The 14,096-nt window shown below is 69.8% G+C and carries 13 protein-coding genes; 12 read left to right on the top strand and 1 reads right to left on the bottom strand.

What is annotated here, in order from left to right; genetic code table 11:
* Positions 1-75: 75 nt before the first annotated feature.
* Positions 76-2,214, bottom strand: coding sequence for a heavy metal translocating P-type ATPase (locus tag MKK50_RS15725; RefSeq protein WP_056096951.1), 2,139 nt, complete (start codon positions 2,212-2,214; stop codon positions 76-78).
* A 62-nt stretch (positions 2,215-2,276) separates the two neighbouring features.
* Between MKK50_RS15725 and MKK50_RS15720 the strand changes: the two genes are divergently transcribed.
* The 12 genes from MKK50_RS15720 (at position 2,277) to MKK50_RS15665 (ending at position 14,036) form a co-directional block, all read left to right on the top strand.
* Positions 2,277-2,699, top strand: coding sequence for a MerR family transcriptional regulator (locus MKK50_RS15720; RefSeq protein WP_056096954.1), 423 nt, complete (start codon positions 2,277-2,279; stop codon positions 2,697-2,699).
* Between the two features lie 82 nt (positions 2,700-2,781).
* On the top strand, positions 2,782-3,741 hold the full coding sequence (locus MKK50_RS15715; RefSeq protein WP_056096956.1) for a cation diffusion facilitator family transporter: 960 nt from the start codon (positions 2,782-2,784) through the stop codon (positions 3,739-3,741).
* A gap of 7 nt (positions 3,742-3,748) precedes the next feature.
* A complete protein-coding gene (locus tag MKK50_RS15710) occupies positions 3,749-4,435 on the top strand; it encodes a ZIP family metal transporter (protein WP_056096959.1) in 687 nt (228 codons plus the stop codon).
* 14 nt (positions 4,436-4,449) lie between these two features.
* Positions 4,450-5,199, top strand: a complete 750-nt coding sequence (locus MKK50_RS15705; protein WP_056096961.1) for a response regulator transcription factor — start codon at positions 4,450-4,452, stop codon at positions 5,197-5,199.
* Positions 5,196-6,524, top strand: coding sequence for an ATP-binding protein (locus MKK50_RS15700; protein ID WP_056096963.1), 1,329 nt, complete (start codon positions 5,196-5,198; stop codon positions 6,522-6,524). The genes MKK50_RS15705 and MKK50_RS15700 overlap by 4 nt, the downstream gene beginning before the upstream one ends.
* Before the next feature lie 99 nt (positions 6,525-6,623).
* Positions 6,624-6,881, top strand: a complete 258-nt coding sequence (locus MKK50_RS15695; RefSeq protein ID WP_056096966.1) for a hypothetical protein — start codon at positions 6,624-6,626, stop codon at positions 6,879-6,881.
* Positions 6,882-7,316: 435 nt separating this feature from the next.
* A complete protein-coding gene (locus tag MKK50_RS15690) occupies positions 7,317-7,574 on the top strand; it encodes a hypothetical protein (RefSeq protein WP_082476696.1) in 258 nt (85 codons plus the stop codon).
* A gap of 137 nt (positions 7,575-7,711) precedes the next feature.
* Complete coding sequence (locus tag MKK50_RS15685) at positions 7,712-7,960, top strand: hypothetical protein (protein ID WP_056096972.1); 249 nt, start codon at positions 7,712-7,714, stop codon at positions 7,958-7,960.
* A gap of 64 nt (positions 7,961-8,024) precedes the next feature.
* Positions 8,025-8,387, top strand: a complete 363-nt coding sequence (locus tag MKK50_RS15680) for a hypothetical protein (protein ID WP_238280003.1) — start codon at positions 8,025-8,027, stop codon at positions 8,385-8,387.
* 143 nt (positions 8,388-8,530) lie between these two features.
* Entirely contained in the window at positions 8,531-9,937 is a 1,407-nt protein-coding gene (locus MKK50_RS15675; protein WP_056096976.1) for an efflux RND transporter periplasmic adaptor subunit, read from the top strand.
* Positions 9,938-9,948: 11 nt separating this feature from the next.
* Complete coding sequence (locus tag MKK50_RS15670; RefSeq protein ID WP_499023635.1) at positions 9,949-13,197, top strand: efflux RND transporter permease subunit; 3,249 nt, start codon at positions 9,949-9,951, stop codon at positions 13,195-13,197.
* Positions 13,198-13,544: 347 nt separating this feature from the next.
* Entirely contained in the window at positions 13,545-14,036 is a 492-nt protein-coding gene (locus tag MKK50_RS15665; RefSeq protein WP_238282120.1) for a threonyl-trna synthetase, read from the top strand.
* Positions 14,037-14,096 lie beyond the last annotated feature (60 nt).

Raw genomic sequence — 14,096 nt, 5'->3', positions numbered from 1 at the left:
GAATGGGCCGCATCGCCGCGCCATCCCCATCCAAGTGGCCGATCAGCCACCCGGCAAGGTCAGGGACAACCGGTCCTAGCGCAGCCTGACCCCCAGCAGCCTCAGGGCGTTGGCCGTTACCAGGACCGTCGCCCCCGTATCGGCGAGGATGGCCGGCCATAGGCCGGTGATGCCGGCGATGGTCGTGACAAGGAACACCGCCTTCAGGCCGAGTGCCACACCGATGTTCGTGCGGATGTTCGCCAGCGTCCTGCGGGACAGTTCCACCATCCGCGCCACGTCGGCGACGCGCCCGTGTAGCACCGCTGCATCGGCTGTCTCCAGCGCGACGTCGGTGCCGCCACCCATCGCGATGCCGACGTCTGCGGCCGCGAGCGCCGGGGCGTCGTTGATGCCGTCCCCGACCTTCGCCACGACGGCCCCGGCGGCCTGGAGCTCAAGTACGATCCGCTGCTTGTCCTCGGGCAGCAGTCCCGCCCGTGCCTCGATGCCGAGCATCCCCGCCACCGCCTGGGCCGTGCGGGCGTTGTCCCCGGTCAGCATGAGCGACCCGATGCCCTCCGCCGCGAGGCGGTCGATCCCGGCCTTGGCGTCGGACCGGGGCTCGTCGCGCATGCCCAACAGCCCGGCCAACGCCCCGTTCGCCAGCAGGGCGGCGACCGTTTTACCCTCGCCCTGCAGGGTGGAGATCCGCGCCTCCTGCTCCGCCTCGAGGGTCACGCGCGCTGCCGCCTCCCGCGGCGATCCGAGGAACAGGTCGAGGCCGCCGACATTGCCGGTGATCCCCTTGCCGCCGAGCGCCTTCGACCCGAATGCCGGAGGCATCGGTGCGCCGGCTTCCGCGGCCTTGGCAAGCACCGCCTTGGCGAGCGGATGCGAGGAGCCTGCCTCAAGCGCGGCAGCCAAGGAGAGGACCTCCCGTTCGGACCGGCCGAACGCTAGGACGTCGGTGACCACGGGCTTGCCCTCGGTCAGGGTGCCGGTCTTGTCGAAGGCCACCATGGTAACGGCGGCCAGCCGCTCCAGGACGGCGCCGCCCTTGATGAGCAGGCCCCGGCGGGCGCCGGCCGAGAGCCCGGCCGCGATGGCGGCGGGCGTCGAGATGACCAGGGCGCAGGGGCAGCCGATCAGCAGGATGGCGAGCCCCTTGTAGACCCACTCGTTCCACGAGCACCCGAACAGCAGCGGCGGCAGGATCGCGACGAGCGTGGCCACCGCGACCACGGCCGGTGTGTAGACCCGTGAGAATCGGTCGATCAGGCGCTCGGTCGGGGCCTTCGCCTCCTGGGCATCCTCCACCAGCCGCACGACCCGGGCGATGGTGTTGTCCCGCGCCGCCGCGGTCACCCGCACCCGAAGCGCGCCGTCCCCGTTCACGGTCCCGGCGAACACCGCATCGCCCGGTGCCTTGCGCCGCGGCACGCTCTCGCCGGTGACCGGCGCCTCGTCCACCGCGCTCTCCCCGTCGAGGACGGTCCCGTCCGCCGGGACCCGGTCACCCGGCCTCACCAGGACGGTCGCCCCGACCCGCAGGCTCGCCGCGGGCACCCGCTCCGTCGATCCGTCGCCCTCCAGCAGGGCCGTGTCCGGCACCAGGCCGGTGAGGCCGCGGATGCTCGCCCTGGCCCGGCCTGCGGCCACCCCTTCCAGCACCTCGCCAACCAGGAACAGGAAGACGACCGTGGCCGCTTCCTCGGTCGCCCCGATGGCGGTCGCGCCGATGGCGGCTACGGACATCAGGGTCTCGATGGAGAACGGCGTCCCGTGCCGGGCGGCCGCGACGGCACGTCGTGCAATCGGCACCAGTCCGACCGCCATCGCCGCCAAAAAGGCCCAGCGCTCCATCGCCGGCGCGGCTTGGCCGACCGCGTAAGCCAGCACCAGGGCCGCCGCGCAGGCGAACGCCAGCAGCGCCTTCGGAGACTGCCACCAGACCGGCTCAGGTCGTTCGGCATCCGACACCGCGTCGGCGGAAGTGTCGTCCGCGCCGTAGCCCAGGCTGCGGACCGTCGCCGCGATGGCCCGGGCGTCGGTGGCGGGTCCATGCCGCACCGTCAGCGTCTCGGTCGCCACCGAGACCGAGATGTCCTCGATGCCGGGTAGGCGCCGAACGGCGTTCTCGACCTTGGCGGCGCACGAGGCGCAATCCATCCCGGACACGCGCAGGCGCGTCGGGGGGCTATCGGTTCGGTCCAAGGTCGTCGCGTCTTTCATGAGGTGCCTTCCGCAATTCCCCAGGCACCCTACTTCCTCCAGCGACTAGAGGAGCAAGCGGCATGAAGTCCATCGCCATCGGGGAGTTGTCGCGCCGCGCCGCGGTGAAGGTCCCCACCATTCGGTTCTACGAGGAACGCGGATTGCTGCCGACGCCGGTGCGTACGGAGGGCAATCGCCGCACCTACGGAGAGGGCGACGTCCGGACGCTGCGGTTCATCCGGCACGCCCGCGAGCTCGGCTTCGAGATCGAGGATATCCGAACCCTTCTCGACCTGGCCGGACATCCCGACCGGCCTTGTGGGGAGGCCGACGCCATCGCCCGGAAACATCTCGCCGACATCGACGACCGGATCGCCCGGCTGACCGGCCTCCGGCGGGAGATGCAGGCCATGGTCGAGCAGTGCTCGGGCGGCGACGTCGGGGAATGCCGGATCATCGAGGTGCTGGCCGACCACGGCGAGTGTCTCAGCGACCGGCACTGACCGAGGCCGAAACGGGCGCTTGCTCCTCTAGTGGGTAGAGGAGTTAGGCATCAATGCTTGCATCCTCAGACCGGAAGCCGAGATGACGGACCACCACGACCACGCCGGACACGACCATTCCCAAGCCCACGCCGGGCACGCCCACGGCCCCGGGCACAGCCACGCACCGGCGAGCTTCGGGAAGGCGTTCGCCATCGGCATCGCCCTCAACGTCGGCTTCGTCGTCGTGGAAGCCACCTACGGGGTGCTGGCGAACTCGATGGCCCTGCTGGCCGATGCCGGGCACAACCTCTCGGACGTCCTCGGACTGGTGGTGGCCTGGGTCGCCATGGTGCTGGCGAAGCGCGCCCCGAGCGCGCGCTACACCTACGGGATGAAGGGCTCGTCGATCCTGGCGGCCCTGTTCAACGCGGTGTTCCTGCTGGTCGCCGTCGGCGCCATCGCCTGGGAGGCGATCCAGCGCTTCGGCGAGCCAGCCCCGGTCGCCGGCAAGACCGTGATGGTCGTGGCCGCGGTCGGCATCCTGGTGAACGGCATCACCGCCTGGCTGTTCGCCTCGGGCGCCAAGGGCGACATCAACATCAAGGGCGCCTTCCTGCACATGGCCGCCGACGCCGCCGTCTCGGCGGGCGTGGTCATCGCCGGCCTCGTCATCCTCTACACCGGGTGGACCTGGCTCGATCCCGTCGTCAGCCTCGCCATCGTGGCGGTCATCGTCTGGAGCACCTGGGGCCTCCTGCGCGACAGCCTCACGCTGTCCCTCGCCGCCGTCCCGCCGGGCATCGACCCGGCCGCCGTCCGAAGCCACCTCGAAGGACTGCCGGGCGTCACCGCCCTCCACGACCTGCACATCTGGGCGATGAGCACCACGGAGACATGCCTGACCGCCCACCTCATCATGCCGGGCGGCCGTCCCGACGACGCCTTCCTGATGGACGCGGCAGGCGGGATCAAGAAACGGTTCGGCATCGGCCACACCACCCTGCAGGTGGAGACGAGCGCGGACAACGCCTGCGCCCTCGCGCCCGACCACGTCGTCTGAGAGCGTGATGCAAGCCTGGGCCTACACACTGATCCCCGCGGCGGCGGCCGTCATCGGCGCCGCGGTCGCGGTCAACCTTCGACCCGGACCCATCCTGGTCAGCGCCATCCAGCACTTCGCGGCGGGCGTGGTCTTCGCCGCGGCGGCCGGCGAGATCCTGCCGGACCTCAAGCATGCCGGCTCGCCCTTGGCCATGCTGGCAGGCGGCGCGCTCGGCGTCGCGGCGATGCTGCTGGTGAAGACGCTGGGGAAGCGGGCGAGCGGCCCCGTCGGGCTGATGGCTGTCACGGGCATCGACATCCTCGTCGACGGGCTCGTGCTCGGCATCGCCTTCGCCGCCGGCGCCAAGGCCGGAATCCTGCTCACGGTCGCCCTCACCATCGAGGTGCTGTTCCTCGGCCTGACGGTCGCGAACGAGCTCGGGGAAGGCGGGACATCGAAGCGCAAGGTCGTCGGCATGACCGCCGGCCTCGTCGTCCTGTTGCCGCTGGGGGCGTTGCTGGGAGGGCCCGTCGCCACCCTGTCTGCGCCGATCCAGGCCGCCTTCCTCTCCTTCGGCCTGATCGCCCTGCTGTACCTCGTCACCGAGGAACTCCTGGTCGAGGCGCACGAGACCGAGGACCGTCCCTGGGTGACGGCGATGTTCTTCGCCGGCTTCCTGCTGCTGCTCATGCTCGACCAGGCCATCGCCTGAGCGGGGGGGAATCGATGGCTTCGCAAGACCCTCAGAGCCCACCGGCCGTCGACGGGGGCCACATCGTGCTCGTCGAGGACGACGACGGCCTGCGCATGCTCGTCACGCGTCTCCTCGGGGAAAGCGGCTACCGCGTCACCGGCTGCAGGAATGCCATCGAGTTCTGGCGGCACCTGCCTGCCGGTGGCGTCGACCTCGTCCTGCTCGACGTGATGCTGCCCGGAACCTCAGGTCTCGACCTGCTCCGGGCGTTGCGGGCCAGGAGCACGGTACCGGTGATCATGGTCAGCGCCAGAAACGAGGAGGCAGACCGGGTGCTCGGGCTCGAACTCGGCGCCGACGACTACGTCGCCAAGCCGTTCGGCCGTCCCGAACTCCTGGCCCGGGTCCGTGCCGTGCTCCGCCGCGCCTCCATGGCAGCGTTGTCGCCCTCGAACCCGGCATCGGAGGTCCTCACGTTCTCGGGGTGGGGGCTCGACATGCGCAGCCGGTCGCTCGTCGATCCAGAGGGGGCGGCCGTCGACCTGTCCGGCGCCGAGTACGACCTCCTTCTCGTCTTCCTCGAACACCCGGGGCGCGTGCTCGGCCGGGAGACGATCCTCGAACTGTCCCGTGCCAGGCTCGGGTCGCCTACGGACCGAAGCGTCGATACCCTGGTGAGCCGCCTTAGACGTAAGCTCGAACCGCCCGAGGGCCTGCCCCCGGTCATCAAGACCGTGCGCGGAGCCGGCTACATGCTCGCCTCGAAGGTCGAGCACGCGTGAGGCGCCTCGCACCCTTGGCCCGCAGCCTCGAAGCCCGCACGGTCGCCGTCCTGCTCCTCGCCATCCTCGCCGTCCACGGCGGGGCCCTGCTTCTCTATCGGCAATCCGCGACCGCCGCGGCGGACGATGCGTTCGCGCGACAGGTCGCCAACCAGCTTACCCTGGCGCGCGAGGCGGTGCTCCGACGCCCCCGGACCGAGCGCGACGCGGAGGCGAAGGCCCTGTCGTCCGCGCATTTCGAGTTGGGGTGGTCCGCGACCTCGCCCCTGCGCCAGGACGAGGCCGGCGATCCGGCGATGTGGTCGCTCAGGTCCCGGATGATCGCATCCGAGCCGAGCCTCGGGCCCGGTCTCGCACTGGCGATGGACGGCGGGGACGAGGTCCTTCACCAGGACGACCTCGGCGGCGCGCTCGCCCTGGCCGACGGAAGCTTCCTGACCTTCCGCTCGGCGCACGCGCCCGGCCTCGCCAGGCTTGGATCGTGGGCCTACCTCGCCACCGCGATGGCCATCCTCGTCGGCGTCGCGGCCGTCATCCTGATGCACCGGATCGCGGGACCGCTGCGCGACCTCACCCGAGCCACGGGGGAGATCGGGCACGGCAAGGTCGTTCCTGTGCGGGAAGCCGGCCCGGACGAGACCCGAGGGATCGCCCGGGCCCTCAACGCGATGCAGGACCGCATCCATCGGCTGGTGATGGAGCGGACCCAAGCCCTGGCGGCCGTCTCGCACGACCTGCGCACCCCCATCGCGCGGCTACGCCTGCGCCTCGACGGCCTGCCCGAGGGCGACGAGACCTGGGCGATGGGCTCTGACCTCGACGACATGCAGGCCATGGTCGATTCGACCCTGGCGTACCTCAGGGGCGACGCCGATCCCGAACCGCGCCAGGTCACGAACGTCGCGAGCGTCCTCATGAGCATCGCCGACGCGTCCTCGGACGCGGGCCGCGACGTTTCCTATGCGGGGCCCGGTCGCGCCCTCGCGACGGTGCGCCCGGTGGCCCTGAGACGCGCGCTCGACAACGTCGTCGACAACGCCGTGCGTTACGGGACCCGCGCCCGCATCTCGCTCGCGGTGGAGCCGGAGGAACTGCTGCTCTCCATCGAGGACGACGGTCCCGGCATCGCGCCCGACGAGGTCTCCCGCGCCTTCGAGCCGTTCACCCGCCTGGAAGCGTCGCGGAACCGAAACACCGGCGGCACCGGCCTCGGCCTGACCATCGCGCGTCGGAGCGTCGAGGCGGAGCGCGGGGACATCGTCCTATCCAGTCGCCCGGAAGGCGGCCTGCGGGTGCTGATCTCCCTGCCGCGCGCCGGTCGCTGACACACTTCGTCACGAACCGGGCGTCCGGGTGTCAAACAGGGTCGCTATCTCAGGTGTCGAGGCGGCCGCAGCGGCCGCCGAGCCCTGGAGACCATCATCATGAAGCGTACCGTCGCCGCCCTTCTCGCCGCTGGCCTGCTGGCGAGCCTCTGGGCTCCCGCCCTCGCCGCCGAGGACGGGCATGGGAACGCGAACAATCCCGAGCGCTCCGTCCCGAACACCGGCGGCGTCGCGGGTGGCCCGGCCCATCGCGACGACCCGCGCAAGAGCGAGGCCCGCGAGGTCGGCAAGGACGGCAAGCCGATCCATTCCGACAAGGATGGGCATGCCCACGGTCACTCCCACGACAAGAAGTGAGCGGACGTCGCCGACCTCGGGCGGCCGGGAGGATGCACCGATGCGTATGCTTCCCCTCCTGGTCGCCTTCGCCTTCCTTGCCGTCGGCATCGGCTACGCCCTGGCGGGGGGATGACCTGTCCGCTCCCGCCCGACACCTTCATGGGACCGTCGTGCCCCCCTCGGTCCCGTGAACCGCCCGCCTCGGCCCCGTGCCGGGGCGGGCACCCCGCGATCCCCCCGGGCTTACACGGTCGATGCGGGCCGGCTGCACGGTCATGCCGCGTTCCGCATGCCGGGGCGCCATCGAGGATCATCGCCCAAGCAAGCATCGCGGACGATCCGGCGACGCACGAATGCCCATTGCCGAATATTCCCGGGTTCCACCGGGAATATTCGGATCGGTTTCCCCTATCGGTACGTTCCTGCGTCGTAATCGATAGAGGGGACCTCAACATGAAGACCAAGTTCGCAGCCATCGCCGCCATCGTCTCCCTGGCCCTTTCGCCGGTCGCGGCCCTGGCCCAGCATATCGACGTCGGCCCGGGCGGCGTGGGCGTCCACGGCGACAGCCACGGCGAGCGCCATGGCGAGGGTCACCGGGATCGCCACGACGACCACCATGAGGTCGTTCGCGAGCATCACCACCATGACGACCACCATGACGATCATCATGGCGGCGAGCGTCGCACGACGATCATCGAACGTAACTGAGCCCTTGCGGTCCGGGACCTTGTGAACCGCTATCACGGGGTCCCGGATCTCCATCCGCATTTCGATGAACGGGGGTTTCAGGGTCCGTTCAACTCAAGGGGCCCATCCTGTCGCCATACCCCCTTGAGGAACGAGCCATGCGAGTTCGCATTCCGGCCCTGGTCGCCGTCAGCCTGATCCTGGCGCCGGCCGCCGCGTCCGCCCAATACTACGGCGGCGACTTCGACCGGCGCGGCGACGTCCACGTCGACCGGTACCACCATGGCGACCACGACGACGTCGTCATCCACCGTCCGCATCGGGATTACGGCGACCGGGCGTTCTACGGGGAACGTCGGTTCTACGGCGAGCGCAGGCACCACCATCACCATCACGACGATGACTAGGCTCGGCCCTCGTCTTCGGCCATCCGGCATGTACGGGCGGCCCTGAATCGTTCATAAGGCGACCATGACAAAGGGACCCCGGATCAGGGCCTGCGAGACAATGCGCGGCTGGTGGGCGACCACCGTCCGCGTGCTCTCGCTCGTCCTTGTCCTGGCGCTCGTCGTCCCCGGCGCGATCCACTCCGCCGAGGCCCATCGTCCGGCCGGTCACGAACTGTCCGTGTCCGCGCCGACGCAGGCGGCCGGCGCCGATCACGCCGATGCCTGCCCGGCCTGCCATGCCAATTGCGGGTGCCACCAGGCCCTGAACGTGGACGGGACGCCCGCCTTGCCATCCCGCGGGACAGCGCGCGCCTCCTACGCGACCGAGATTACCCCCGTCGGTTCGGTTTCGCCCGACCGCCTTCCCAGGCCGCCTCGCGCCTGAGGCGACGTCGCCACGTCCGTGGCGCGTCCCGGTCGGCCCCTCACGGGTCGCGGCCGCCTCGTCATCGCGAAATACCCAGTACGGGACCGTCCCCTGCCGCATGAGCGGAGGTGCGACGTCCCTGGCGGACCCGGCCCATTCCCATGCGTGCATTCCTCTCCGTGGCCTTCCTGGCCATCGGCATCGCCATCGGCGGTGCCTTCCCCCGCGTGTCCGAGGTCGTGCAAGGCGCGCTCGCCGCCGCCGGCCTCACGAACGCCCGGGCGGCGCCACCGACCAACGCCGCCATGACCAAGCCGGCGACACCCGCAGCCGACGATGGCCACGGTCATGGCGAGCATGGCCACGAGCATGCCGAAGGCGAGCCCAAGCCTGCCGGGGAGCACAAGCATTCGGATGGCGAGGCCAAGCCGGAGGCCGGAGGCCACAAACACGCCGAGGGCGAGGCGCACGGCCACGACGAGGAGGGCGAGGGCAAGATCAAGATGACGGCCGAGCAGGCCGCCGAGCAGGACATCAAGCTGGCGACGGTCGAGGGCGGCATCCTCTCGCGCCACCTGCTGGTGCCGGGCACCATCACCCAGGACGCCGACCGGATCGCCCGGGTGCCCGTGCGGGTGATCGGCACCGTGTCCGAAATGCGCAAACGCCTCGGCGAGGCGGTGGCCAAGGGCGAGGTCGTCGCCGTCCTCGACAGCCGCGAGGTCGCCGAGGCGAAGAGCGACTTCCTCACCGCGACGGTGAAGGCGGACCTGGAGAAGACGAACTTCGACCGCCAGCAGGCCCTCTGGGACAAGCGTATCTCGGCCGAGTCGGCATTCCTGAACGCCAAGGCCGCCTACTCGGAGGCGACCCTGCGCGTCGACCTCGCCCGGCAGAAGCTGTCGGCCCTGGGGCTGAACGCGGCCGAGGTCGCCACCTCCGCCAAGAAGGACGAGACCACCCCGAACCTGTCGAGCCTGCGCCGCTACGAACTGCGGTCGCCGCTGGCCGGTCGGGTGGTCGAGCGCAAGGTCGACGTCGGCACCGCCGTCGGCAAGGAAGGCGATCCGGCCGACGTCTACACCGTCGCCGACCTGTCCTCGGTGTGGATCGAGCTTTCCGTCCCGACCACCGAGCTGTCGAAGGTCCGCGAGGGCGCCAAGGTGACCATCGTCGGCGGCGACGACGCCTCCCGCGCCGAGGGCAAGGTCGTGTTCGTCAGCCCGATCCTCAACCCGGAGACCCGCTCGGCCCGGGTCATCGTCTCCCTGCCGAACAAGGACATGGCCTGGCGGCCCGGCACCTTCGTGACCACCGAGGTCGAGATCGCCCAGGACAAGGTCGGGGTCCGGTTGCCGAAGTCCGCGATCCAGACCATCGGCGGAGAGAAGGTGGCTTTCGTACGCACCCAGGAGGGCTTCGAGCGCCGGGACGTGACCATCGGCAAGGCCGACGACGACGCCTTCGAGATCCTGTCCGGCCTCAAGCCCGGGGACGAGGTCGCGGTGGCCAACTCCTTCGTCCTGAAGGCCGAGCTCGGCAAGGCCGAAGCCGACCACGCGCACTGAGGGCGGCCATCATGATCTCCAAGATCCTCGACTTCTCCGTCCACCAGCGCTGGCTCGTGGTGCTCCTGTCGCTGCTCGCGGCGGGCTTCGGCGTGTTCTCGCTGACCAAGCTCCCCATCGACGCGGTGCCGGACATCACCAACAACCAGGTGCAGATCAACACCACGGCGCCGTCGCTCTCCCCGGTCGATATCGAGAAGCAGGTCACCTACCCGGTCGAGACCGCGCTCGCCGGGATCAAGGGCCTGGAATACACGCGCTCGCTCTCGCGTAACGGCTTCTCCCAGGTCACGGCGGTCTTTTCCGAAAAGTTGGACATCTATTTTGCCCGCCAGCAGGTTGCCGAGCGCATCGGCGAGGCGAAGTCGACCCTGCCGCCGGGGGCCGAGCCGCACATGGGCCCGATCTCGACGGGCCTGGGCGAGATCTACATGTGGTCGATCCACTACGCCCAACCGAAGGATCGCAAGGTCTCCCCGGACGGCAAGGCCGGATGGCAATCGGACGGGAGCTACCTGACTCCCGAGGGCCAGCGGCTCACGACCGAGCTCGAACGCACCGCCTACCTGCGCACGGTCCAGGATTGGATCATCCGACCCCAGGTGAAGACCGTGCCGGGGGTCGCCGGCGTCGACAGCATCGGCGGCTTTGACAAGCAGTACCACGTCCAGCCGGACCCGATGAAGCTCACCGCCCTCGACCTGTCCTTCGCCGACATCGGACGGGCGCTGGAGGCCAACAACGCCAACCAGGGCGCCCGCTACCTGGAGGACAACGGCGAGGGCTACGTCGTCCGTGCCGCCGGCCGCCTGGAGACCATGGAGGACATCGGCAACGTCGTCGTCACCACGCGTGGCGGCGTGCCGGTCCGCATCTCCGACATTTCCGAGGTGCGGATCGGGCGCGACCTGCGCACCGGGTCGGGCAGCGAGGACGGGCGCGAGGTCGTCATCGGCACCGCCCTGATGCTGATCGGCGAGAACAGCCGCACGGTCTCGGCCACAGTCGACAACAAGATGACCGAGATCCGCCGCTCGCTACCCCCGGGCGTCGAGGTGCAGACCGTCCTCAACCGCACGGTGCTGGTCGAGGCCACCATCAGGACGGTGGCCAAGAACCTGGCCGAGGGCGCCGCCCTCGTCATCGTCATCCTGTTCCTGCTGCTGGGCAACATCCGGGCGGCCATCGTCACCGCGCTCGTCATCCCGGTGGCGATGCTGATGACCATGACCGGCATGGTCCAGGGCCGCATCAGCGCCAACCTCATGAGCCTCGGCGCCCTCGACTTCGGCCTCATCGTCGACGGGGCCGTCATCATCACCGAGAACGCCCTGCGCCACCTCGCCGAGCGTCAGGCCGAACTCGGGCGCAAGCTCGACCTGGAGGAGCGCCTCGTCACCGTGCGGGCCTCGGCCGAGGAGATGATCAAGCCCAGCCTCTACGGGCAGGCCATCATCATCCTCGTCTACGTGCCGCTCCTCACCTTCACCGGGGTCGAGGGCAAGATGTTCGAGCCGATGGCGCTCACCGTCATCATCGCCCTCGTCTCGGCGTTCGTCCTATCGCTGACCTTCGTGCCGGCGATGATCGCCATCGTCATCACCGGCAAGGTCACCGAGACCGACAACATCCTCATCCGCGGGATCAAGGCGGCCTACCGCCCGGTCCTCGGGGCCGCCCTGCGGGTTCCGATGACCTTCGTCGCCGTCGCCCTCGTGCTGCTCGTCGGCGCCGGGTTCCTGTTCACCAAGCTCGGGCAGGAGTTCATCCCCCAGCTCGACGAGAAGAGCATCGCGCTGAACGCGCAGCGCATCCCGTCGACGTCCCTGACCCAGTCGCAGGCGATGCAGCTGAAGGTCGAGCAGGCGATCAGCAGATTCCCCCAGGTCGCCTACGTCTTTTCGAAGACCGGCACCGCGGAGGTCGCTTCCGACCCGATGCCGCCGAGCTCGTCCGACACCTTCGTCATCCTGAAGCCGCAGGAGGAGTGGCCCGACCCGAGCCTTTCCAAGGCAGACCTTCAGGAGGAGATCGAGAAGGCGGTCGGGGCACTCGCCGGCAACGTCTACGAGTTCTCGCAGCCGATCCAGCTTCGCTTCAACGAGCTCCTGGCCGGCACCCGCGGCGACCTCGCCGTGAAGGTGTTCGGCGAGGAGTTCGAACCGATGCTCAAGGCGGCCAACCAGGTCGCCACGATCCTGCGCGGGACCGAGGGGGCCGACGACGTCAAGGTCGAGCAGACGGCGGGCCTGCCTTTCCTGGAGATCAAGATCAACAAGACGGAGGCGGCGCGCCTCGGCCTGAGCACCTCCGCGATCCAGGACGTCATCGGCGCGGCCATCGGCGGCCGCGAGGCCGGCATGGTGTTCGAGGGCGATCGCCGCTTCCCCATCGTCGTGCGCCTGAACGACAAGGTCCGCGAGGACCGCGAGGCCCTGGAGAACATCCCCGTGCCGCTGCCCCCTGGCGTCAACGGGCGGGCGTCGTCGGTACTCCTGAAGCAGGTCGCAAGCTTCTCGGTCACCGAGGGCCCGAACCAGATCTCGCGCGAGAACGGCCGCCGTCGGGTCGTGGTGACCGCCAACGTGCGCGGCCGCGACATCGGCTCGCTCGTGGCCGAGGCCCAGGCCAAGGTCGCGTCCGGGGTGCAGCTTCCGGCCGGGTACTACGTGACCTGGGGCGGGCAGTTCGAGAACCTGGCCTCGGCCCGGCAGCGCCTGATGGTCGTCGTCCCGGTGTGCTTCTTCCTGATCTTCCTGCTGCTGTTCTCAGCCCTGAACTCGGCCAAGGACGCGTTGCTGGTGTTCAGCGCGGTCCCGCTGGCTCTCACCGGCGGCATCGCCGCCCTGTGGCTGCGGGGGATGCCGTTCTCGGTGCCCGCGGCGGTCGGGTTCATCGCCCTGTCCGGGGTGGCGGTGCTCAACGGCCTGGTGATGCTGACCTACATCAAGCAGCTGATCGCCGAAGGGAAACCCCGCCGCGAGGCCATCCTCGAAGGGGCGATGACCCGGCTCCGGCCGGTGGCGATGACCGCGCTCGTGGCGTCGCTCGGCTTCGTGCCGATGGCGCTGGCCACCGAGACCGGGGCCGAGATCCAACGGCCCCTGGCAACCGTGGTGATCGGCGGCCTCATCTCGGCAACCCTGCTGACGCTGGTCATCCTGCCGGCGCTCTACGCCCGCTTCGCCGGGGACGTCCTCCCTGCGAAATCCGCCAAGTCGGACGCAACCGGTCACGCGGTCGCGGTTCCCGCCGAATGAGCCCCCTCGCATCTTCCGGAGACGTGACATGAACGTCGCCACCCTCGTCCTGGCCTCCGCCATCTCCCTCGTCGGAACTCCCGACGCGGCTCGTAGCGGATGCATGGTGCACGACCACCAACCTCTCCAGGTCAGGCGCATGCCGATCACGCCGGCGACCACGTCCAAGCCGCGTAATCCGCTGGAGGACGAAGCCGTCCACTGCGAGGAGGGACAGGGCGTTCCCTCGCCTCATGAAGGCCCGACCAGTCCGAAGGGTCGGCGTTGATGGGCGGGCAGGCGACATGAAGCGACGTCGCGTCCGTTCACCGCTTGCGATGGCGTTGCTGGCGTGGAGCGGAGCGGCCATGGCTGACCCATCCGTCGGAGAGGGGCCATTCGGATTGGCGTGGGGTCCTGTCGACCGGATCGACAAGCCCTCGATGGTCGACCGCGAGGCCAACCTGACCGGGCTGTACTACTTGCACGACCGACCCCTCGCCTCCGGTCCCGATACGGCCGAGGTGGTGCTGGTAATCTGCCGGAATGAGGGTCTCCAGCAGGTCGTCTGGGTCGGGCGACCGCTCGACGACGCGGCCCACGCCACCGCCCGCGACGCCGTCCGGCGCGAGGGGGTTCGCCGCTACGGCGAGCCGCGGCCGGGGCCCGTCACCGGGTCACTCGAATGGCCCTTGGGCCGAACTGTCCTGGCGACGCGCGCGATGCCGGACGGTACCCGGGAATTGGTGATGTCGGCCTCCGGCCCGGGCTATGCGGCCTGCTCGGAAAGCCACCGCGCCGCCACCGGCCATTCCGCCGACGCCCATGTGGCGGACCTGATCGGCGCAGGCGTCCAATGAGCATGCCGACGATGCAAGGGGAGGAACGGTCCACCGTTCATCGCCGTGTCCGTCGGAATC

This window comes from Methylobacterium sp. J-043, from assembly GCF_022829505.1.
GTDB lineage: Bacteria > Pseudomonadota > Alphaproteobacteria > Rhizobiales > Beijerinckiaceae > Methylobacterium > Methylobacterium extorquens_A.
The sequence above is the reverse complement of the archived record's forward strand: the minus strand, read 5'-3'. Positions and strand labels throughout refer to the sequence as shown.